General features: G+C 58.1%; 15 protein-coding genes and 3 pseudogenes. 6 read left to right on the forward strand and 12 right to left on the reverse strand.

Features of this window, described 5'->3' with window-relative positions; translation table 11 throughout:
- Window positions 1-753, forward strand: a pseudogene (locus AC0L3S_RS33115) (transposase family protein); the annotation flags it as partial.
- A 51-nt stretch (window positions 754-804) separates the two neighbouring features.
- Window positions 805-1,224: a transposase gene (locus AC0L3S_RS33120; protein WP_374762666.1), complete on the forward strand. Its 420-nt coding sequence runs from the start codon at window positions 805-807 to the stop codon at window positions 1,222-1,224.
- Between the two features lie 31 nt (window positions 1,225-1,255).
- Here AC0L3S_RS33120 and AC0L3S_RS33125 read toward each other — a convergent pair.
- The 4 genes and pseudogenes from AC0L3S_RS33125 to AC0L3S_RS33140 form a co-directional block, all read right to left on the reverse strand.
- Window positions 1,256-2,037, reverse strand: a pseudogene (locus AC0L3S_RS33125) (IS630 family transposase); the annotation flags it as partial.
- Window positions 2,038-2,341: 304 nt separating this feature from the next.
- Entirely contained in the window at window positions 2,342-3,637 is a 1,296-nt protein-coding gene (gene dctA, locus AC0L3S_RS33130; RefSeq protein ID WP_259218632.1) for a C4-dicarboxylate transporter DctA, read from the reverse strand.
- A gap of 541 nt (window positions 3,638-4,178) precedes the next feature.
- Complete coding sequence (locus tag AC0L3S_RS33135; protein WP_259217527.1) at window positions 4,179-5,393, reverse strand: TlpA disulfide reductase family protein; 1,215 nt, start codon at window positions 5,391-5,393, stop codon at window positions 4,179-4,181.
- A gap of 222 nt (window positions 5,394-5,615) precedes the next feature.
- Entirely contained in the window at window positions 5,616-5,897 is a 282-nt protein-coding gene (locus tag AC0L3S_RS33140; RefSeq protein WP_259217528.1) for a hypothetical protein, read from the reverse strand.
- A 233-nt stretch (window positions 5,898-6,130) separates the two neighbouring features.
- Here AC0L3S_RS33140 and AC0L3S_RS33145 point away from each other — a divergent pair, with 233 nt between their 5' ends.
- Both AC0L3S_RS33145 and AC0L3S_RS33150 read left to right on the forward strand, forming a co-directional pair.
- Entirely contained in the window at window positions 6,131-6,286 is a 156-nt protein-coding gene (locus tag AC0L3S_RS33145) for a hypothetical protein (RefSeq protein WP_204513371.1), read from the forward strand.
- A 10-nt stretch (window positions 6,287-6,296) separates the two neighbouring features.
- A complete protein-coding gene (locus tag AC0L3S_RS33150) occupies window positions 6,297-6,461 on the forward strand; it encodes a hypothetical protein (RefSeq protein ID WP_204513370.1) in 165 nt (54 codons plus the stop codon).
- Between the two features lie 3,695 nt (window positions 6,462-10,156).
- Here AC0L3S_RS33150 and AC0L3S_RS33155 read toward each other — a convergent pair.
- Both AC0L3S_RS33155 and AC0L3S_RS33160 read right to left on the reverse strand, forming a co-directional pair.
- Window positions 10,157-10,390, reverse strand: a pseudogene (locus AC0L3S_RS33155) (tyrosine-type recombinase/integrase); the annotation flags it as partial.
- Between the two features lie 729 nt (window positions 10,391-11,119).
- Window positions 11,120-11,848, reverse strand: coding sequence for a hypothetical protein (locus tag AC0L3S_RS33160; protein ID WP_259217529.1), 729 nt, complete (start codon window positions 11,846-11,848; stop codon window positions 11,120-11,122).
- A 1,162-nt stretch (window positions 11,849-13,010) separates the two neighbouring features.
- On the opposite strand from AC0L3S_RS33160, the gene AC0L3S_RS33165 reads away from it, so the two are divergent.
- Together AC0L3S_RS33165 and AC0L3S_RS33170 are read left to right on the forward strand one after the other, a co-directional pair.
- The gene (locus AC0L3S_RS33165; RefSeq protein WP_219682157.1) at window positions 13,011-13,163 is read left to right on the forward strand and encodes a hypothetical protein; all 153 of its coding nucleotides are present in this window, start codon (window positions 13,011-13,013) and stop codon (window positions 13,161-13,163) included.
- Between the two features lie 4 nt (window positions 13,164-13,167).
- Complete coding sequence (locus AC0L3S_RS33170) at window positions 13,168-13,941, forward strand: YkgJ family cysteine cluster protein (RefSeq protein WP_259217530.1); 774 nt, start codon at window positions 13,168-13,170, stop codon at window positions 13,939-13,941.
- Between the two features lie 49 nt (window positions 13,942-13,990).
- Here AC0L3S_RS33170 and AC0L3S_RS33175 read toward each other — a convergent pair whose 3' ends face one another.
- The 6 genes from AC0L3S_RS33175 to AC0L3S_RS33200 all read right to left on the reverse strand — a co-directional run bounded on the left by AC0L3S_RS33175 (window position 13,991) and on the right by AC0L3S_RS33200 (window position 19,761).
- Complete coding sequence (locus AC0L3S_RS33175) at window positions 13,991-14,284, reverse strand: hypothetical protein (protein WP_259217531.1); 294 nt, start codon at window positions 14,282-14,284, stop codon at window positions 13,991-13,993.
- Window positions 14,285-14,706: 422 nt separating this feature from the next.
- The gene (locus AC0L3S_RS33180; RefSeq protein WP_259217532.1) at window positions 14,707-15,093 is read right to left on the reverse strand and encodes a LysR family transcriptional regulator; all 387 of its coding nucleotides are present in this window, start codon (window positions 15,091-15,093) and stop codon (window positions 14,707-14,709) included.
- A 373-nt stretch (window positions 15,094-15,466) separates the two neighbouring features.
- Window positions 15,467-16,813, reverse strand: coding sequence for an alpha/beta hydrolase (locus AC0L3S_RS33185; RefSeq protein ID WP_259217533.1), 1,347 nt, complete (start codon window positions 16,811-16,813; stop codon window positions 15,467-15,469).
- An 11-nt stretch (window positions 16,814-16,824) separates the two neighbouring features.
- Entirely contained in the window at window positions 16,825-17,979 is a 1,155-nt protein-coding gene (locus AC0L3S_RS33190) for a S1 family peptidase (protein WP_259217534.1), read from the reverse strand.
- A gap of 20 nt (window positions 17,980-17,999) precedes the next feature.
- A complete protein-coding gene (locus AC0L3S_RS33195) occupies window positions 18,000-18,575 on the reverse strand; it encodes a M12 family metallopeptidase (protein WP_231189440.1) in 576 nt (191 codons plus the stop codon).
- A 103-nt stretch (window positions 18,576-18,678) separates the two neighbouring features.
- Window positions 18,679-19,761 carry a hypothetical protein gene (locus AC0L3S_RS33200; RefSeq protein WP_204513360.1) on the reverse strand — a complete coding sequence of 361 codons (1,083 nt, stop codon included), beginning with the start codon at window positions 19,759-19,761 and terminating at the stop codon, window positions 18,679-18,681.
- Window positions 19,762-19,821: the final 60 nt, after the last annotated feature.

A 19,821-nucleotide genomic window follows, 5' to 3' on the forward strand; every position in this document is an offset into this window, starting at 1 on the left:
GCGGGCCGCTACGCCCATGCCAAACAGTTCAGCCGGCATCAGCGGCAGTTGCGCATTCTGCGCAGCCGGCTCGGCCGGATCATCCGCGATATCCGCCGCAGGATCGAGGGCCAGCCGGCACTGGAGGAGGCGTTCGCCCTCCCGCTTGGCCGGGCCTCGCAGATCCGCTCGCAGCAGCAGCGACAGCGCGGCTGGAAGCTCTATTCCTTCCATGCCCCGGAGGTGGAATGCATCGGCAAGGGCAAGGCCGCCGCACCTTACGAGTTCGGTGTCAAAGCTCCATCGTCACCAACAACCGCCGGGCTCCCGGTGGGCTGTTCGTGCTGCACGCCAGGTCGCTGCCCGATAATCCCTACGACGGTCATACCCTGCGGGACGTCATCGACCGCACCGAGGCGCTCACCGGCTGTGCGATCGAGCCGGCCTACGTCGATAAGGGATATCGCGGCCGACACGCAAAATCCCCCGTCGCGTCTTCTTTCGGGCCCAGAAGCGCGGCGTGTTCGGCGCCATCAAGCGCGAGCTGCGGCGCCGCTCCCCATCGAGCCTATCATCGGACACCTGAAGGCCGAAGGTCACCTTGGCCGCTGCTACCTCAAAGGCCGCGCCGGCGACGCCGCCAACGTCGTGCTCTCAGCAGTCGGACACAACTTCCGCCGTATCCTCGCCTGGCTCAGAGAACTCTTGTGCCTCTTCATGATCCAGCTATGGCATACGCTTGCCTGTCCAGTCCCGCTCAATTCGGCTTCTTAACGGAAGTGAGTACAAACGTCACGGCACGCTCAGCCTGTTGGCGGGATTGACCTGCTCACCGGGAAGGTCCACGCGCTCGTCAAAGACCGCCACCGCAGCCGAGAGTTCATAGAATTCCTCAAGCTCCTCGATGCCGCCTATCCGGCCAGGGCCGCGATCAAGTTGATCCTCGATAATCATTCCGCCCACATATCGAGAGAAACCAGAGCCTGGCTCGACACACGACCGGCAGGCCACTTCCAGTTTACCTTCACGCCCGAGCACGGCTCCTGGCTCAACCCATCGAGGGCTTCTTCTCCAAGTTCGCCCGCTCAGTCCTGCGTCACATCCGGGCTACATCAAAGTATGAACTCAAGGAGCGCATCATGGCCGAAATCGACGACGTCAATCGCCATCCCGTCGTCTATACTTGGTCCTACAAGCTCTCCGACGCCGCCTGATATGATTCGAACCAAGCAAACGCTGACCTAGTCACGTGAGTCTAAAGTTCGCCACATAAAGTCTACTGGGCTTTGTGGCAGAACCGTTTGACGGAAGCCAATATCTGGTCTGCGGACCTGGTCCATTTGCAGGACTTCGGGTTTCTGTTGTGCAGGACGACGAAGGTACGGATGTCGGTCTCGAGCCGCCATGCGAAGGTATGAACACCCTCGCTGGATCTGCTTTCTGTTGAGTTCAGCGAACCAGCGCTCCACCTGATTGATCCATGATGCGGAAGTCGGCGTGAAGTGAGCATGCCAGCGCGGCCGGCGGGAGCCATGCTTTGTCTTGTGGGTTGCGTAGTCATCCATGACGATATGGACATCGAGCCCTTCGGGGACTTGGGCATCGTCCTCTTTGAGGCACTTCAAGAACTCGACGGCCCGTGACTCTTGTAGCATTTGCTGATGATAAACCCCGAGGCGACATCGAGTCCGGCAAACAGCGTGGTCGTGCCATGCCGCACATACCTGTGCGTACGACGTTCCGGTACGCCAGACATCGGTAAGACCGGTTGCTCGCGATCAAGTGCCTGGATTTGGCTTTTCTCATCCATGCTAAGGGACAGGGCTCGGTTCGGCGGAGACAGGTAAAGGGCGACGAGATCGCGTACCTGAATGTCTGGCTACGGTGTGGCTGCAAGACGAACGCCGCCCACATTCGGCAAATCGTGGTGTGGGAAAAGCCAGTTTCCTCAGCCATTGAGCGGATCGACCAGTGCGTCGCGTCGACCGGCATCGTGCGCAACGTCCGCTCGATTACGGCAGCAACCTCATCGTCGTTGATGGTTCGAGGGAGGCCGGGGGGGCCTCGTCGAGAGCGGCGCAATGGTAAACTCCGGACCCGAAGGGCTGTCTGGAACACCACCGCAAGCGTAGTGATACCTGCACCATCACCCGAGAATCTGGCCGCCCTACTACTGCACGACTCGCAACCTAAAATGGAGACCTTCAAAGACTGATCTCTAGTCCGCAATTACAGCAACGTCTGGAAATCTCAACGCCTTTCGCTGGGCGCTCCCGGACAGAATTGAGCTGCGACTTTGCTGGCCCGCGCATTGTGTTGGCGACGGCATTGGCCGTCGCAGGGCCCAGCTGAGCTCGCATATCTACTTGAGCTGCGCGTGTAGCGAGACATGATCGAGTTCGCCTTCCCACCAGGACACAAACACCGCGGCAATACCGTTTCCGATGATGTTGGTAAGCGCACGCACCTCGCTCATGAACTTATCGATCGAGAATACGATGGCAATGCCAGGGACAAGTTCAGGACTGACCACAGTCAATGTCGCGGCCAGGGTGACAAAGCCGGCACCGGTAACACCGCTTGCGCCTTTGGAGGTGAGCATCGCCACAATGAGTATCGTGAGCTGCTGGCCGAAATTGAGATCGACCCCGAGCGCTTGCGCGATGAACAAGGTCGCCAACGTCATGTAAATGTTCGTCCCATCCAAATTGAAAGAGTATCCTGTCGGCACTACTAGGCCGACGACCGCCTTCGAACAGCCGAGCCGCTCCAGCTTTTCCATCAACTGCGGCAGCGCGCTTTCGGACGACGATGTTCCAAGCACGATCAGCAGCTCATCCTTGATATACCCGATGAACTTTAGAATAGAAAATCCTACCAAGCGCGCGATCAGGCCAAGCACAATGATCACGAAGAGCCCGGCTGTCACGTAAAACAGGGCAACCAATCCGAGGAGTTTACCGAGCGCGGACGGTCCGAATTCGCCGATAGTGTAGGCCATGGCTCCGAACGCCCCGATTGGCGCTGCCTTCATTACGATCCTGATGACTCCAAACACCGCTTGCGCAGCATCGTCAACCAGACCGCGCATCCGCTTACCCCCCTCCCCAAGCGCCATCAGCGAGAACCCGAATAGGATGGCAAACAGTAGCACCTGGAGCACGTCACCTCGGGCCAAGGCGCCAACTACACTATCTGGAATGATATTGAGGAGGAAATCGACCGTCTTCTGCGCTTCCGCCGTCTTGACGTAGTTGGCTACGGCCGCGGCATCCCCCTTGGGAGCGAGCCCATGACCGACCTGAGCGAGATTGCCCATGAAAAGACCCAGGATGAGCGCGAAGGTTGATACGATCTCGAAGTAAAGTAGCGCCTTGACGCCGACTCGGCCGACCTTTCGTGCATCCTGAACATGCGAAATTCCGGAGACAACAGTGCAGAAGATGATCGGCGCGATCACCATCTTGATCAGCTTGATGAATCCATCACCAAGCGCTTTGACCCAGCTACTCGTCCCCACAGCGGGCCATAGCCAGCCAACGAGAATGCCAATCAGGATCGCTATGAGCACCTGGACGTAAAGCACTTTGTACCAGGGCCCAGATTTCCGGAACAAGGCGGCGGCTTTGACAGAGCGGCGCTGGCGCTGATTGTACATCATGGTCGACCCGGCGCTGTGCTCGCAAAGAGGGTGCTCATTAAAGGTACAGCTTCGCTCAGTGTTCCTGCACCGGCGGGCGCAGGGGAATCCGACGGCTCTGAACAGCACAGTCCAGAGCCACGGACTGGCGCCTCTCCCGAATCGGCTTGCCGTCCAAGCGGAACGAAGTTCTGAACCGCTTCCGACAGCAGCGATAGAAAGTAGAGAAAGTTTCCTTGAGAGCTGGAAAGCATCAGCGTCACCACCCATTTCTATTTTTTAGTTGTTCGAAGATGCCATCCAGCATCTTCTAGGACGCCAATCTTAGCAGCCGCCGACCACTCTTCACTTCAGCAGGCACTCTCGCCGTTATCGCGTCGGAGCGCGGCCAACCTTGAGGAAACATTCGCCATAAAGAACTTATGGTGGTGCGGCCTCGCCTGCGTTCACCGGCTCGCGACTCCTGTCCTCACTTCATGTGAATGCCCCGGCATTCCCAAGAGGTTTCGATTTCGATCGCAAAACCACGAGGCCGAAAAGACATGCCAAGCAGCATTGCTCACGCTGCCTCCCTTGGCGATCTCGGTTCCGGTTTTTCGAGAGCCGTGTTTTGCGGGGCTGAACAGCACTCCTCGTAAGAGAGCTTCTCACTCCTGTAGCTCGCCAACGCCTGGAGAGAGCACTGCACGACGTCCCGTTTCGCTAGATCCGAGGCAGGCGCTGCATCCAGCCATCTCAGCGCCACCTCGACCAATTCGATCGCGCGGTCCCTCTTACCGGTCTCGTAATAGTACTGAGCGACCGCCCCGTACGACAGGAACTTCGCGCCGTCGCTGCCGCGGGGCGGATTCGCCGCCAGGATGTGTTCGGAGAGCTCCTTGCCCATGGCAAAGCGCTCCGCATGTGGAAAATCGGAGTAGTCTTTCGCGGGGTCGAACAGTTGGCGGATCGCGACGCTCATCCAAACCACGGACTTCTTCTCGATCGCGTCGCGAACTAATTGGCGCAGCACCGGCAGGCCAGCCCCCAGGTCGCGTATCTTGTGAAGCAACAATTCCGCTTGAAGCCCACGGAAGGTGACCTCGTCCGGCATCACGGCGAGGGCCTCCTCGATAGCTGAAAGGGCTGTCGGCCAATCCTTTCTCTTCATGGCGGGCTCAAGTCTGGCAAAGATTGGCTCCACCAGAGCTCTCTTCTGCGATAGTTCACGCTTTCTGCGTCGGCCCGTGTTTATCCTTTCCGCATCCAGCGCTTTGGCTTCGTCGCTCATTGCCCAGGATCCGTTCAGAACTTTGGGCAAGGCATGATCGAGCTGCGTCGGATGGCCAATAAAGGCGATGTGGCCGTCACGGTCAACGACGAATGACGTGGGAATCCCGACAGAAAAGCTTGGATCCAGCCAAAGCTTGTTCATTTCGCCGGCATAGTCGAATGCGATCGCGTAGTTCAGATTTGACAAGCTTTTTGTCAACCAGGCGTCCAAGCTGGCTCGCGCTTCATTTTCCGTCGAAGCTTGTTCGTGAGCAGCGATGCCCACCACCTCAACTCCGTTGTTCCTGTATTTGTCTTGCAGGACCACCAGATTTGGCATCGAGGCGATACATGGTCCGCACCACGTCGCCCAAAATACGAGGATATATACTTTCCCACGTTCGAACTTTCTAACGGGCTGGCCGCGTAGCCAGTTCTCCACTTTGATCGAGGGGGCCCGCGAACCGACGCTCAGCAGGTTCGCCGCACCGACTTGACTTGCGCTCTCAGTCAGACTGGTCATTGCTCAAATTCGCTTTACCTGGCTCTGCGGAGAAAATAGCAAGTCGCATGCCAGCCAGCGCTCATTGAAATTACGCATTTTTTGTATCATTCCTGTCGAGCTTGCGACGCATGTCGCATATCCGACCAGTTGCTTGGAGCTTCTCAGGCAATCGGTCGGTCGGAGGTTCTTGACGCGCCTGTTATCCGATGAGGCGGGAAGTCAGGCAGCGCAAGGTCGAGTTCACCACTCCACGTCCTGATCGGCTTCCAGGATGACCATTTCGGCGCTCGGGATCACGACGTGAACTGACCTGCTTTGGCCCGTCAACTTGCGCTTGAGTGCGATCTGACATTTCCAATGTAACTTTTTGAGCCAAGGGGGATTGAGGGATAGTTTCCTTCCTTTGCGGCCATTGCTCGAGAATTCACCCCGTCGCGTACTGGACGAGGAAAGCCCACCCGAAATGCAGAAGTTGAGCACCTGCTCATTCCGATCGATGGCCGCGTAAACAAAAGCAGCCATAGGCGGCCCGATCCAGGAAGCGCTCAAGAGCCGCCTGGGCGACGACGCTCTCGCGCATTCCCGGGCGGTCAGCAAAATGCTGTTCTGAAACTTGAACCGCTATCTTTCTGGTCCGCGGAGCTTCGCTTGGGCTCAGCTGCGCGTCCACCTCAGCGTCATTCCGACTTGAGCTCGGTTTTTTGCGGCGCCCGGCGCCAATCTGCATACTCCAGCTTGCTTCTCTCTGCGAAAGCATGATGGAGCTGCTGCCGTCGATCGCGCTGCGCTTTCTCAACCACTTTGCATTCGAAACGTTTCCGACGATCACGGGCAACACACTGCAGCCCGTCGATAAAGGCTGGGTCTTCGAACAGCCTTGGTACCAATGCGTGGAAAAACCCTGCACATAGGAGAACTATAGTGGACAGGCTAAAGCGCATAACTGAACTCGTCGCTGAAAAAACATCGATAGATAACGAGCTTAAAACGCTGAAGGAGCAGATCACTCAGGAGACTGCGGCACTCAAGAAACCCCGCGCGACGCGCAAGAAGAAAGGGAGCGAGCTCCAACTGGTGAACCAATGAGTAAGGTCGACCTTGAAGGATCGGACAAAAGAGGACTGCCATGAGCGACCTTCTCTGGTGTCCCGAATGCCGTCACTCTCGCATTAGCGAAGAACACTCCTGGCTCTTCGTTCAGCGCTGCGAAAGATGCGGAACCGAGTTGGAGGACGATGCGCCGCCTCTCGAATCGATTTCAGAGAAGTCGATTTCGGCTACAATGTCGAAGAAGAAGAGGACGACGGAGAAGCCGAGCGGGACGAAGCTGAGGGCGACGAAGCCGACCCGCAGTAAGAGGAGGAGCCGCGCGAATGCGGCTCTATTTTTGGTGTCACTTGAGTTACGCCACGGATTTAGCGTCTAAGAATATGCAGCATGTCCAGGCGATCACCGGTCATGCTCATTCGTACCGGCGCGGCCCTGTTTCGGCGGCCTCGTTCGAAGCCACGCAACGTCGGGCCCATTCGATTTGTGCGTCGGTAGCGCGCTGATTACGAGCGTACATCTCGGCCACCGGTGCCGAATATTTCGGGACGTAGTATCTGACCTCGCTGCATGATACCGCGATGTGGGTCTGTAGTGACGCGAAGCGAAGGCTTCGGAGCCCAGGGGCAGCAGCAACGTAACAATGGCCCCCGCGCGTACAATCATTCCCCCGCCGCCTGTCTGCTTCCCACGGAGAGCAGGTCTGAGTCGCGCACACGACGCAAATTAAGAATCGCGCACTGGTCAAAGCGCCGGGAAACTGTTGCTCCAACGCTTCGGTGTTGCAGATAATGGCTGCAGATGCAGGTGTTTTGAAGCGGCCTGGACGCGGCTTCGTATCAATGTCGACGCGGGGACGCGCGATCGTTGCATTGAACGGTAGCTATCAGCGCCGAAGAACTCTCCTTCTCCGCGCGGCCTTCGGGATACGCCGACCAAACCTTCTCGCGTTAGCGGCTTGCAGGCGACGCCTAAGCGTCTGCAGTTGCCCGAATAGTGCGATGAGCTCCTCGACCCGTTCACGCAGAATAGCCGAATAGTTGTAAACCTGACCTCGATTACTCATTACTGCCTCGAACAATGACTATTGAAACAATATGCAGGCCGCAACGGGAAGAGTATGCAATCGGAGGTAGGACCATACAAGCTCCAAAAGACGGTAGCGTGAACTTGGAAGGCCCCAGACACCAGAGGGGTTGTCGCTGCGCGTTCCTTTCGCTTTGTGTTTCGGGTCAGCTCCGTTCGAAGGTTCAGTCGATTGACAAGGCTGCGGGGGCGATGCTGCAATACAAGAACGGGCACACGCGCCGGCACCGGTGTGGCGGTTACTTCCCTACTGATGGGTCTGGTGCTCGCTCAAGAGGCGTGCGAGGCTTGCCCATCCCCGTGGTCCCGGAGGGAGCCTCGCCACCAGCTGTGGTGCTCCCAACCCGCTCAAACGTCGTGACGAATGCCGCGAACGCCGCGACTATCACGGCAATCGCGAACAACAGGATCACAGGGTCGGGATTCCGCTCAGTACTCATGAGCAACTCCACTCAGGCGGGCCGGCAGCTGAGCAGCGCCCCAAATAAGCCGCGCATCGCGGCGTATCAGCTTTCGGTCGAGAGCTTCGGGCCCAGCGCTCTCCAAATTATCACGTGCGCTTACAAACGGCGCAGTTTATTGCAGATTCAAAATATTTGTTGGTCAAACCGGGGCGTTGGTTCGGATGGGTTAGCGCCCCGAACAAGCGGGTGCTCCCGCGAAGCATCATGCCATGTTGGCTGAGTGTCCTGAGCGCCGTCGGGGTTGAGGAGCATGGGCAGGTTTGCTGTCGTAACCCGCCAGCGCTGACGGCGCTGCTTCGACGGTTATTGAAGGATTACGTCAAGCTGCGAAATCCGCGCGCGACAATGCCGCATCAAGTGGCATTCGAAACTGATGTGAAGCCTGAAGCGAAAGCAGTTCCGTTTCGATGCTCTGACGGAACCCAATTGGATGCCCTCAAAGGGCAAATTTAGTTATGTCCGATAATCATGATGACTCCACCGCAGTAATAAAAAATAGGATTGGGGAAAACAGAAGCAGGGAGTTTTGCGATGGAAGCTATGCGCCGCTTTCGCGCGATGGCGTTGCTATGCCGACAAGCCGCCGCGCGTGATCCCGAGAGAAGCTGGAAGCTGCTCGCAGAGGCAGAGTACTGGGAGCATCTGGCGGCTACAGCTCTAGCCCACTAAACGCACGAATTAGCGATTGCTCAAATGTCCTGTTTTATCGTGGCTCCTTAATCCAAATTATATTCCGGGGCAGGTAATGACCAATATTCGCGAGGGCTACAGCTGTGCTGTTCTGCACGCACGCCTCCAAACGCTCATCGCCGAGCTTAGAGAGGTGGAGAAGCTTCGAAATAGGCTTCGAATCGTAGGGGCGAGAACAATCGGCAGAAGACGGCGGGCTGGAGCGGGCAGCAGAGCAAGAGCCGTTTGGAGACCATGTTAGATGAACCTGAGCATTGATCCGCATCAGCCTACGGCGTAAAGAATGAGAAATAGCCGGGCACGGGGAGGCCAATCTCTTCCCAAAATCCTGGCCACCTGTTCGCCTCGCCGGTGCAGCGGCAACCGGAGTTTGTGCACTCCATCCAGTCATAGATAGCCACGAGACGAGCTTGCCATTTGTACGCCGTCTTGGGCTGCAGCGTCACGGCTGTTGCCCCTACAAGTCGAGAGCAATCGTTTGGAAGACATCCTGCTACGGGAGACAGGATATTGGGTTGATACGTAAACTGTTCGTGCCCTTCTCTGATTTCGAATTCGACGATCCCCCTCGGCGGGCAAATATTGGGCGAAGGATCTGGATCGCCGCCTACTCGCAGAACTACTCGATTGGTCTTTGCGGTGCCCGCCCAAGGAATCTGTGTCCCATCATGGCTCATTTGCTCCACAGACACATTTTTCGGCTCGTGCCTTAAGAGGGTAATCCCGAAAAAACATCTTTGCCGTTCAAGCAATTTGGGCGCGTCCGCCGACCGGCGAGGTCGCTCGGCGAGAACCGGCCAGCAGCCAAGTGCGACTAGCGAGAGTAAGATTGCTATGGAAAACGGCTTAACGACAGCATGCCCTCGAAGCATTTTTTGATCCTTCTCGACAAATTGGATCGACAACAACTGAAGCTAGGAAAATCCACGGCCCAAAAGCCACACCTGTCCTATAACGATGATCGTGCGACAACCAATGGGTGTTTCTATTGCAGAGCAGCATCTGTTGCAGCGCTTTGAGGTTTCATCAATGTCAGCCGCTGGGGGCCGTGGCGTCAACGCGCTCTGTGAACGCTGACAGCAAACGACCACTATGAGTGCGGCCATCATTGCTGTGACGCTGCCAGGGCAGCGGACAACGGCGGTCGCGTTGTCTTATTGTGCGAAAATTAGATGTGTGCGGGGTCCAACCAGCCTCGCCCGAGGAAATATAACAATCGGTAGAAATTTGGAGAGGGGGCGCGACGAGATGTCTACGCTAGGATGTGCTTATGAGCGACGAACCGAAGTTTGACCTGCTGCCCAGACCGCCTTCGTTCGCCGACGAAAAGGTAATCATTGTACAGGCGACTACAGGGCGATACTGTTCGAGTGGTACAAGATCGTGGGCAGTTTGAACGTGGTCGTTGCCCACATACAACGCGAATCGCCCGCCTTCAGACCGATCCCTGACAAACAATTCAGTGTACTGGTGGGCCTGCTGAATCGGTGTGCTCGTCTTGCCGGTCGTCAGCACAATCGCGTCCTCGCCAACATGAGACCAGGACAAACGCAGCAAGTCGCCTAGGCGCAAGCCAGTATGCCCGGCCAGATCAACGGCGTGGGCGATTTCGGCAGAGCAGGCCTTCCTGATCCGCACGACGTCAGAGATCGGTCCAGATGATCTCCGAACGATCGTTGTTGTAGAGGTGCTAATGCCTTCACAGGGATTGCCTGCGATCTTGCCGAGCTCGATGGCGTGCGCACCCGCGGGCTTCTAGCGCTGCGGCGCCAGCATTCAGGCGGCGTCTGAGTGCTGGCTTACGCATCTGCTCACGCATTTCAGCAAACCATCTGAATGGTCGCATTTTGCACCAGAAGTTCTTGGCCGATAGCTTCGTGCGCAAGCCTGTGATCCCCGACAGTCCAGCCGCCGCCGGCAGGCACCAAATTGAACAGCGTGCCTGAGATTAGACTGAAGGATCTTGCGTCGGCGAAGGTCTTGGAGGTGATCTTTCGGCGATGAGGGAATCGGTCGGTCGACCTCAGCATCTTGACGGCTTCCCCAACCACATCTTCGAATACTAGCGAGATCATACCCGTTCCCTCAATCCGCGGTCGCCTGAACCGCACGCGGGCGGGTGTTTCCCGGTGGTAACGGTGATCTTGCCGCCGCGATCAACTTCAACACGCTGGATTCCAGGCAGCGATTAGAACGTCCACGGTCTTCCGAATGTCGGCGGGCTTCACGCTGTGCGGTCCAATAGACATGCGAGACTCCGTGTGTTGCTGATTTGGCGTTAGCCGGGTTTAGGCCCGCAAAGCCACATTCTCAGCCTTTCATTCCGTTGTCCCCAGCTCGCCCACAGGTTCACTCGGAAACAGCCCTGTCGGGAATAGCTGCCACAGTTTGGGCGGACTAGACGGTCGAAAGCCCGCAGGCGCGAACCGGGCATCGATTCATCCAAGCCGGTGGGCGTCAGACGGCAGAGCCGGCTGAGTGGTCACGAAGGCAATCTTGCGCGCTGACGATGACGTTCAAAAGGTCGTTCCTGTCAAAAGCATTGTCCGGCCGTCCGCTCGCCGAATACTTTCCGCTGGAGACGTCCTCGACGTAGGTCAGCATCGCGAGCAGTCCGGGCAACGTTGTCGGAACGCTTGTGGCGAGTTCGTGCCGGACTTCAGCCTCTCGGTCGCCGAACGTCTCTTCCTTCACCGTATCCGGATCAAGGGTGCCTGGTACCACATCGCGAATTGCAGCCGAGTAGTCTGCACTCGCTTTCTTATGAGCCTCGATTTCTGCGAAGGTCGGGTCGGCCTTGACGCAGCTGGCGCCCAAAGCGCCTCCACGCGGGGATACTTTCGCCAGCCTACAAATCATTCCAGCGAGATCGCCGTCGTGCGCCCAATCGAGAGATTGACCATGCGATCTGAAGAATTCCAGCACGCGAGTGAATTCAAGCGTGTCCTCGTCTTCGTCCTTGAAACCGGGCCCCTCCACATGCCGACGGAAATAGTTCAAAGCGCGCGCTGCCCCGTCCTCGTCCATTTGCCAGCCTTCGCAAATATAACGGGTCCGCAGCACGTCGACGATTTGCTCAACCCGGGCCAAAATGCCCTGGTGGTCGACGACAGGCTCATGGGGAGCCAAGTTCATGGCGACGGCTGGCGCGCCCGCCGCTGCCGCAGACGAGACGAACATGTTCATAAGGAGCCTCCGACTCAAAGTTGGTGATCCAGTCCCGATCAACGAATCCGCGGACCCGGCACCCGGTTCGATGCGCTCGCGGGCGGGCAGGGATGCGTCTGGATAGCTGGTCGGAATCAGCGGAGGGGATGACAATCTGGCGGCGCCTGGGGCGCTGTACGGTCGTTTGCTGATCATGGTGGTGCTCTGTGGCTCAGGGCTTTTGAGGGCCCTTCTACGCAGCGGGACAGCCGCTGCAGCCGGGGGGCGAAACTCGCCAAAGCGATGAGCCGAGCGCCTTTAAGGGTTGCCCCTCTGGACAGCACGCCCGACACCGGCCATAAAGGCAGGGTTCGGAGCCGCACCGCCAAGTGCGTCCGTCGCAAAGGTCCCGGCGGGATGTCTGCATTCAGCCGTCACCCCCGACGCCGATCGGGAGCATCCTGACCAAAGATGTGCGGCTATAGCTCTGGTCCGGGTTTCGACGCCCACGGACACCCTACCCCGCTAACCAAATCAGCCCTTTCGAGGGGCGCTTCGGCGCGTCTGTGCACCCGTACTTTTTCCCAGGGTACGAACGGGCTGTGCTGCTTGCGCCGAATCGTTTCGGAGCTAGGGCCTGTCTTTCGCTCGATTGGACATTCCGTGCCCTATTTCCACTGCTCCTCGACGATGCTCGAACCCGGCGCTGTCGACTCCCGGCAACTGGGGGCGCATTGTTCGCCTAACCGGCTGGCCTTACAATCAGGCGTTCCGGAAGGCGGTTTTTGAGTACGTCAGGAACCAAGAGTTCGCACAAAAGCCATCGCGCCTCGACTCGCTCTTTTTCTTGACGACGAATATGAGGCACGCTTTTACGCCACTTCGGATGGCCGACAGGCCACGATACTGCCCTATGAGATTGAGCTGCTCGACGCCCAAGCCCCGAAGCACTTTGCTGACTGGCGAAGTCTCCAACCACAAACGCCTTTGGTCGACCTCAACCGGGTCCGTGACTATTGGTCGGGGCAAATGCTTCCTCCGCACCGGATTGACGACAACGCGACTGCAGCGTGCCGTGAAGTCATCGCTGTTACCCCGGCGCGGATCATTCGGCGTATTTAGCGCGTAGGACTTGCGCTCGCGCTTTGGTTGCGATCTGATGCCTGCTTTCTAGATATGGCATTTTGCGCCGGAGGATTTCATGTCAGTAGCGGCAGCAGCAATCATGCGGGTGATTCGTCGAGAGCTCGCAGACGTTCAAAACCACATCGAGAATAAGGAGACTGACGAAGCGCAAAGCGCGCTCGATGACGCCATTCGCAAGTTGAAGCGGATAGCGAATGAGTTGGGATGAGGGTATGGATCGAAATCAACGTCGCCTAGCGAAGAAGCAAGCGCCAAAAGCCGTCGCGGGCGGGATCGACCCATCCGCGCTCAACGAGTTTATTGTCGCGGAGTTGGCGCGACAGATTCATGGCCATCTCGGTCGCGCCAAGCAGAGCTTCAGCGTCGATGAAACGCTGGAGTATTTGTTCTCGAAGATCGATTTGACGGTGAAGGGTATGGCCGACATTCCTATCGCTTGCGGTCGCGGATGCTCCCACTGCTGCAACATTTGGGTGAGCGCCACAGCACCTGAAGTCCTTTTTCTTGCAAAGCGTCTATCGTCGCGGGCCGGCGCTCGCGTGCGGGAGGCGCATGAAATCACCAAGTCGTTCTCGCACGAGCAACGACCCTACAATCCTCACCCGTGTCCTCTCCTCGAAGCGGATAAGTGCTCCGTCTACCAGGACCGCCCCCTGTTTTGCAGGCTGGCTTCGTCTGCCGACGCAGAGATTTGTCGGCGCTCGTACACCAACCTCACCGACGAGAACATTCCCACCCCGATGATGTACATCGTCGGGCGCGATGCTTACTCAACTGCACTTTCTGTCGCATTGAAGGGAGCGGGCCTTTCGCACGTCTGCTACGAGCTCAACAGCGCACTCCAGCTCGCGCTAAATACGCCAGACGCGGAGAGAGCTTGGCTATCCGGGGAGGACATCTTTGCGGCAGCACTCACTCAAGAGGACGCCGTCCCCTTCGAAGAATCGCCCGGCCACGCCATGCTTTATGAGATGGTCTTCAAATAGCGGATGACGAAGAGAAACGCGCCTTGCACATGCGGCTCTGGCAAGAAATTTAAGCATTGTCACGGGCGTAAGGGGGCAGACGAGCGAAATGAAGTCCTCCGCCGCCGGCGCGAGGCAGAGATGCGGGGGCAGGCTCAACAAGGGCTCGGCAAAGCGGGATGCAGGCCGCGAGGAACGTAGCCTCGTGTTCCGGAAGTTCGTTGGCGAAATGGGCAGCCCATACCAGCTTGCAGATCGCGTCGAGATGGTCCGGCGATTCGCAGGGAGCAATGTCGGCATGCAGCTTCACCGCCGCCGCAATCTGCAGCGTCGCGCCGGGCGCGGTCTCCTCCGCAACCGTCATTGCGGCACCGCCCGGCCAAAGGCGAGTTCCGCAACGGCTGCCGCAGTCGCTGGCGGCAAATGGAAGTCCGCCCTCAGGCGACGCGCCTGCAACGCTTGTAGGGCCTGCGCGGGGGTGCTATTTGTGTCGGTGCTGAAGTTGAATTTGCGATTGGGGGCTGCCTTTGCCGAGGCGGCCCTTCGCATTTCAGGAGGCGTGGCGCCTCCATTCCAGCTTCAGCGAAGCTACGCGTCTCGAACGGACTGAGGGCGCCATCGCTCACCCCGATCTGGAACATTCCGTCGTCGCGCTGGATGATCAGCGCTCGGTTTTTGCGAGCACTGCGTAAGGTATTGATGGGATTGGGGCGAATTGGCGCTGGTTTTGCAGCTAACACTTTGAATGTCCTTGAGAACATCGAGCTTCCCAAGCTGAGTACTGGCTTATGGCTGTCCATAAGGACTGCTACGCGCCAATTCGGCTAATCCAACAAGGCGGTCCTCGCCGGAGGGAGACCCGGCCCCGAGGAAATCGGGATAGCGGTTGGCCGCGATGATCTGGACGTCGAGCTTAGGGTAGAGCTTGCGAAATGCCGGCAGCATCGGCGCCATGTAGATCATCGCAAACGACAGCGAACTCGTGACGCGCAGCATGCGCTTGGGCGACAGCGCGCGGTCTCTGACGCCATCCTTCAGGAGCGGGCTGCAACGCTGCAACAGATCCTGCCCTGCCTGGGTCAGCCATTGCCGGCGCGTGTTGCGCTCGATCAGCCGCACCGCGAGCCGCTCCTCCAGTCCGCTCAGGTGTCGGCTCGCGGCCGCGTTCGACATCCGCCGAATGTCCGCAGCTCTTGGACAGGCTGCCGAGCTCGGCGGTCTTGGCGAAGATCTCTAGCTGGAGCAGCCGATCCAGTTTTGGCACATATCGGAAAAGAGACCTACGAATTTGGTTGCCGCTTTCCGCAAGGCAAATTATTCGACACGCCGAACTCACACGTGACTCGAGCCAATGGCGCGCCAGTAACTGCGGCCCGTTATTTTGATGGGCGCACCAGACTCGAACCTGGGACCCGCTGATTGAGAAACCACATCCGCCGTACAATCAATCAGTTTTCGCCTCCGTGCGTTTTCATTTTCGCGTTGAACGCGCACACATCTGCCAGGTTTGTGGCCCACAACTCTGCAAACAGCCGAAGAGCGATTCTTAATATGGATACATCCAATAAGTCGTATTCGAATCGTCGGGCATCGATCGCAGGGTCGGCGTCCGCTGCGGGGGTTTAAGATGCGTCGAAGACGAGATGATCCGGCCTATGTCATCGAGAACCGCGCGGCTGGTTGAGTACGTACTGTGATTTAGAGCAAACATTTCGCTTCCCACAGCAGAAACATCGACCGTTTCGATACCGGGCACGAGAGTTGGCCCGCTCTTGGTTACGAACCCCATTCGCGACGCGGATTGCGCTTTCTCCATGGAGGCGAGCAACGCGAGATCCGTCGAGGACGCGTATAGCGTCACCGCGCCCGCCGCTGCCTTGATTTGGCTCGCGCGCTGAAGATAAATGTCGCGATCCACGTCCGGGGCCGCAAAAATCAATTCAGTAATCCCGAGCGCCGTCTGGCTCAGCGCGGCTTGCTGCAAGGCGCCCAAAACCACCTCGCTGCCCAGACTATGCGCAATCACGATAATCCGTGACACTTTGCCCGCCGTTTTAATGAGCTGGAGGAGATCGAACAAGCCATCCGGAGCGTACAAAGCACTCTCCCGATCGTAGTCATAGTCCTTCACTCCGCCCTTGGACGGCCAGGAGTACATCATGACACGGCCTTTGTAGTTCGCGTCGAAAGCAATTTGAGCCGCCTTGAAGGCTGCGTCCGAAAAGGCAACGTTGTAGCCGTGCACAAAGAGCATCAGGCTGTCGGCCGGATTTGCGATAGCGGAAGCAAACTCCTCACGAGAAAGACGATCGAGCTTCTGGATTCGGAAGTGCTTTCCATCGGCCTCCGCCTCCTTGCGCATCCCGAACCAGCTTGTCTTCGGCGTTTCGACTTCTCCCATCTTGTGAACGATGGGAATGCTAACCGTCACGCAGCCAAATGTGTTGGTGGCCGCACGACTATAGGAGATCTGGGTCAATTCCAGACCGGACCCACCGGTCACCACGCGATTGGTGGCGAAGTAGACGGGTACCAACCCCTTAATCACAGATCTATTGACCACCACCGCGGCTCCGGTGCTGCGTTTGTCGGGAGGCGCCTCCTCGCTCGCCTCACCGGTTGTCCGTCGCCACGGCCGATAGGCATGATAGTGCCGGACATGGTGGTAGTACCCGGGGCCATAGCGATAGCCGTATTTCTTGAACGCGCTCTCATGTTTCTGGGGCGCCTTCTGTATATGCCGGTTGGCCTGCTGCGAGGCCGGACCCTGGTGGGCGCAACCGGTCGCGAGCGCGCAAAACAAGACAATGAGCACTGTTCGAAGCTGCTGGAACGCGTGGCCGAGCCGATGCAACCGGTTCGAACCTCGAATTGGCAAGACGAGCATGACCATCGATCAGCTACCTACTTTGCAAGGGTTTGGGAAACGTTGACCGTAGCGCCCAGCCATCCGCGATACCTGTCGACAGCAGGTCCGCTGGTAAGCTTGTAGGTGAAGCGAACCTCCGCCCCGCCGCCGTTGATCGCGCAACCGATATTGCTGGCACCATTGGCGGTCTCAACGTGCCACGTGCACCCTGTGATGCGGTAGCCGGGCTCAGCAGGGAAAGTCTCGGCGTAGTCCGCCGAATGCTCCGCAAATACGACCGGGTGATCGTCCTTGATTTTGTCCACCGTATACGCCCGCTCGATCAGCTTCGGGTCGACGAGCTGCGACACCGGGACGTTCACGATGAGGCGGCGGTCTTCGGGCAGAAGCGTATGGATCGCTCCGGAGAGGATTTCGGGGATCTTCACGCCGGCATTGGCTTGCGTCTGCACATGCGTGGAATTCAGTTTGGTCCAGTTCTCAAACGAGATCGTTGTCTCGACCCACTTGGTCCAGCAAACAGACGGCTGCGGAATGGCCGCGATCATGCTGTACAGGGGGCTTGCAGTAATCACGGTGGCGGGAATGATGAAGTTGACGCCAAAAACATCCGCCTCGTTCCACTTGACGATGCCGCCAACTGCGATCCCCAGCAGGGCGCCGAACTCGTTGAATGCGGGGCCGCCGCTGTTGCCGACGTTCATGACCGTGTTCGTTTGCCAGCGACCGTTCGGGCTAGTCTGGTTGCTTATCAGACCGCTCGATATGCTCAGATCCAGATCGAGCGGATAACCGAGCAGATAAAGCTGAGTCCCCATCGGGGCTTGCTGGTTGTCATCGATCACGGGCATCGGACAACGAGAGGCGCCTCCGCTGTTTCCGGCGGACTGCGACAGCTCGAGAAGAGCCAAGTCTCTGGCATCGTCGCGATGAACCGCAGTGACTTTGATCGGGTTCGCATTGCGCGACCCGAGACGGGCATTGACTTCGAAGCTCTTATAGTTCTCCTCGCGTCCGATCACATGGCTGTTGGTCAGCACGAGGCTGTCGCCGATGAGCAGCCCGGAGCCGCCGCCGACTTCCTGCTTGTCGTTGTACATCACGCCAACGAACTGGACGTGAACCGTCCTGACGTTGTAACGCGCAGCAATTTGCACTGCCGCACGATCCGCCTGCGCGGGAGCGCCCATGAATACCAAAGGGCCGAGTGTCAGGAGGGATAGAATGTCCTGACAGCGGCGATATCGAGAGGGCTGAGCTGTCCGTTTCCGTTCCATGCTGGATTACAATAGTTCATTATGGAATTGGGGTCGTACTTGGTGACTTTATAATCGCCGACCGAGCCAGAAGCTTTCTCGTTGCGGCACTGCTCCGGCGCATCGTCGCGGTTCTGTTCATGGGTGAAACCAAGAGCATGTCCGAACTCGTGGACTGCAACCGCACGAATGCAGAACTCGCGTCTATTTCGACAGCCCTTGCTCCAATGATCGAAACTGAAATTGAGAGTCATGCCCGATGGCTTGCGGTCGAGATACTTGCCGACGACGTCGGTGTGGGCACCCTCATCAGAGACTCGCACGTGCACACCCGGCGCGCCGTCGGTACAGGACGGCCAGGTCTTCGAAAACCGCACGCCACCTTGCGCCGCAGTCTCCCACGTTTCCGCAACCGCTTTTCGAACAAGATCGGCATACTTTTGATCCTTCGGCTGCAGGTTTTCCCAGCAGACCGGTATCTCTTTGATGTCCCATTTCGAGCCGCGAATGACCGTGCCGTACAATTCCATTTCGGAGACTCCCGAAGGAAGCGCAGGTTGAGCGTTCGCCCCCCAGCAGAACAAGAGGACGAGCAACAGAACGAGTCTGGGCGGCCACGGGCGAAACATTTTCCTACTGCGTCGGTGTAGGGGTCGGCGGGAACACAGGCACTGGCGCCACAATGAAACCATTTGTCCGAGGCCCAGCGCCCGTACGGCGCCCGGTGGACCCGGCTGCTCCCGGGAATTCCTGCGACTTTTCTCCTCCCGGCGAGGGTGCCGTGTAAATTGGATTGTCCTTTGATCCAAGCGGCGGCGTTTTGTCCGCATAGCCGGCGGACCCGGATTTGGCTCCGTTAGCAAGGACGGCATTCGGACCGTTGATGTAGATTCCGAGATTACTGAATTGCTGAGCGGAGGCCGACGCCTGGACTGCAGCAGGCGTCCAGCGCGACGAGGTGAGAGAGTATTTTGCCTCGACGCCGCCAGTAACCTGGACTGAAAACGTGTACGTCATTTGCGCCGGCTCCGCGCTCTCCGAAGGCATGGCCGGCGTGAGATTGTTGGCGGCTATGAGGATCGCGTTGTCCCGTAACCAAGCTGCGAGCGGCTTGGATGCATCGACAATGATGCGCTTGTAGGCGGCGCGGTCCGGATACTTATGCTCGGCGAGGCCCTCGAGTTCGATCAGGTCCGCAGGCGCTCCTCGATAGCAGCCACGCTCATACCTTGCTGGATCCGCCGGCGCCGGCGCCGTATCGGACGCTAGCTGGGCGTTCTGCTTCATCAGAAATGACCAGATCAGGTCATAGGTATCCTGGGCTGAAGCAGTGGGGCCCACATGGGTCACGTCATTACTGCTCACGCTCAGAATCCTTTTGTAGTCGAATGCTGTACCGGATCCGAGCCCGCCGGTATCGGTCACCTTCAACTCCAGAAAGAATGTGCCGTACAGGAAGGGGTCGATGTCGAAATGAGCGTACCTATCGAACGCCTCTTCAGGCCGCCTCTTGTAGATCTTCAGGTATTCCTTTCGCCTCTCGCGTTCGAGCTGGTAGAAAGTCACGACCTCACACCTGATCGACTTGAGAAAGTACGGCAGCTCACCCACCGTGATCACACCTGTCTGCGGGTCATGAATATGATACAGGCTGGTGCACCCGCCCACGGCAAGGCAGATGCCAATGCCAGCCGCGGCTCGGCTGAATATCCCCATATGAACGCCCCCGTCCGCGTGCCTGAGCACCCGCGGATCTCCCGTGCACATTGAAAAACA

Source organism: Bradyrhizobium sp. Ken01 (assembly GCF_055807355.1).

Bases quoted from the DNA above. Each gene is read 5' to 3' on its own strand.
- AC0L3S_RS33175 (WP_259217531.1), bottom strand. From the start codon at position 14,284: ATGACGGTTGCGGAGGAGACCGCGCCCGGCGCGACGCTGCAGATTGCG.
- AC0L3S_RS33185 (WP_259217533.1), bottom strand. From the start codon at position 16,813: ATGGTCATGCTCGTCTTGCCAATTCGAGGTTCGAACCGGTTGCATCGG.
- AC0L3S_RS33195 (WP_231189440.1), bottom strand. From the start codon at position 18,575: ATGGAATTGTACGGCACGGTCATTCGCGGCTCGAAATGGGACATCAAA.
- AC0L3S_RS33140 (WP_259217528.1), bottom strand. From the start codon at position 5,897: ATGGCTGCTTTTGTTTACGCGGCCATCGATCGGAATGAGCAGGTGCTC.
- dctA (WP_259218632.1), bottom strand. From the start codon at position 3,637: ATGTACAATCAGCGCCAGCGCCGCTCTGTCAAAGCCGCCGCCTTGTTC.
- AC0L3S_RS33165 (WP_219682157.1), top strand. From the start codon at position 13,011: ATGTCAGTAGCGGCAGCAGCAATCATGCGGGTGATTCGTCGAGAGCTC.
- AC0L3S_RS33200 (WP_204513360.1), bottom strand. From the start codon at position 19,761: ATGGGGATATTCAGCCGAGCCGCGGCTGGCATTGGCATCTGCCTTGCC.
- AC0L3S_RS33180 (WP_259217532.1), bottom strand. From the start codon at position 15,093: ATGTCGAACGCGGCCGCGAGCCGACACCTGAGCGGACTGGAGGAGCGG.
- AC0L3S_RS33145 (WP_204513371.1), top strand. From the start codon at position 6,131: ATGATGGAGCTGCTGCCGTCGATCGCGCTGCGCTTTCTCAACCACTTT.
- AC0L3S_RS33160 (WP_259217529.1), bottom strand. From the start codon at position 11,848: ATGAACATGTTCGTCTCGTCTGCGGCAGCGGCGGGCGCGCCAGCCGTC.
- AC0L3S_RS33170 (WP_259217530.1), top strand. From the start codon at position 13,168: ATGGATCGAAATCAACGTCGCCTAGCGAAGAAGCAAGCGCCAAAAGCC.
- AC0L3S_RS33190 (WP_259217534.1), bottom strand. From the start codon at position 17,979: ATGGGCGCTCCCGCGCAGGCGGATCGTGCGGCAGTGCAAATTGCTGCG.
- AC0L3S_RS33135 (WP_259217527.1), bottom strand. From the start codon at position 5,393: ATGACCAGTCTGACTGAGAGCGCAAGTCAAGTCGGTGCGGCGAACCTG.